General features: G+C 77.1%; 2 protein-coding genes. Both read left to right on the forward strand.

All coding sequences use genetic code 11. The features are described from left to right. Positions 1–466: DbpA RNA binding domain-containing protein (locus HMPREF0731_RS21505; RefSeq protein WP_007006354.1), on the forward strand; the 466-nt coding region annotated here is incomplete at its 5' end. Between the two features lie 389 nt (positions 467–855). After that, positions 856–1,109, forward strand: a 254-nt coding sequence (locus tag HMPREF0731_RS21510; RefSeq protein ID WP_007006355.1) for a hypothetical protein, incomplete at its 3' end; no start/stop codon positions are given.

Raw genomic sequence — 1,109 nt, forward strand, 5'->3', positions numbered from 1 at the left:
GCTGGCAGGCGGCGCCGACCCGAAGGCGCTGGCCGCCGCGCTGGTGAAGGTGCTGCGCGCGCCGCTGCCGGCGCCGGAGGAGCTGGCCTCGCCGGACGAGTATCTGCGCCGCCCGGTGCGGGAACCGCGCGAGCCGCGCGGCGAGGAGGGCATCTGGTTCCGCATGAATGTCGGCCGCGACGGGCGCGCCGATCCGCGCTGGGTGCTGCCCTTCCTGTGCCGCCGTGGTGGCGTGCAGCGCAACGAGATCGGCCGCATCCGCATCCTGGGGCGGGAGACGCAGTTCGAGGTGGCCTCCGCCGCCGCCGGGCGTTTCGCCGCCGCCGCGCGCCGGCCGGATGCGGACGACCCGCATATCCGGGTCGAGCCGCTGCCCGGCGGCGCCACGCCCGCCCAGGCGCCGCGCCCGCCCTATCGCGACCGTGGCGAGCGCTCCGGCCCCCGCCGCGGCGCGGCCCGGACCTGAATCGCGGCGCGGCCGGCCAGCCCGCCAGCCTGTATGCCCGGGCGCGGCCGCGGCCTGTCCGGGTCGAACCCGGTCATGGCCGGCGCGGCCTCGCACCAGGATGGAACCGGTTCTGCTGGACGGAACCAGTTCCATCCGTCCGGCACGAGGCCGGCTTCCTGCTTCCCAAACCTCCCAGTGCGGTGCAGCAAGCTTGCCAAGCGGCGCGGAACCCCGTGCCGCTCGCGCTTTCGTGCAATGGTTGCGCCTCAGCCGCTTCAACAAGCCGTGCGGCCGGCCGGCAGGCCCTGCACAGCGGCGCTGGCGCTGCTAAGCCAGCAGGGGCGGCGCGCTGGGGCGCCGCCGCGAGGGCCGTCACTCAAAAGGGGTGCCGGCTGGGAGCGACCGCCATGCCGTGGGAGGCCGGACCCTCCGCCGATCTGCTGGATGCGACCGACGGGCTGGACCGCCTGGCCCTGGCGACGCCGCTGCTCGGCGCCACCGGATGGATCGACACGCTCGGCCGGCTGGTCGCCACCCCCCAGCCCACCGGCGAGGCGCTGCGCGACACGCTGCGCGACATGCTCGCCCCGCTGGGCTTCGGCCTGCGCGCCCTGCCGGGCGGCGAGGGCCCGCCCAGCCTGGTGGCGGCGCGCCGCACCGG

It is taken from the genome of Pseudoroseomonas cervicalis ATCC 49957 (genome assembly GCF_000164635.1).
Lineage (GTDB): Bacteria > Pseudomonadota > Alphaproteobacteria > Acetobacterales > Acetobacteraceae > Pseudoroseomonas > Pseudoroseomonas cervicalis.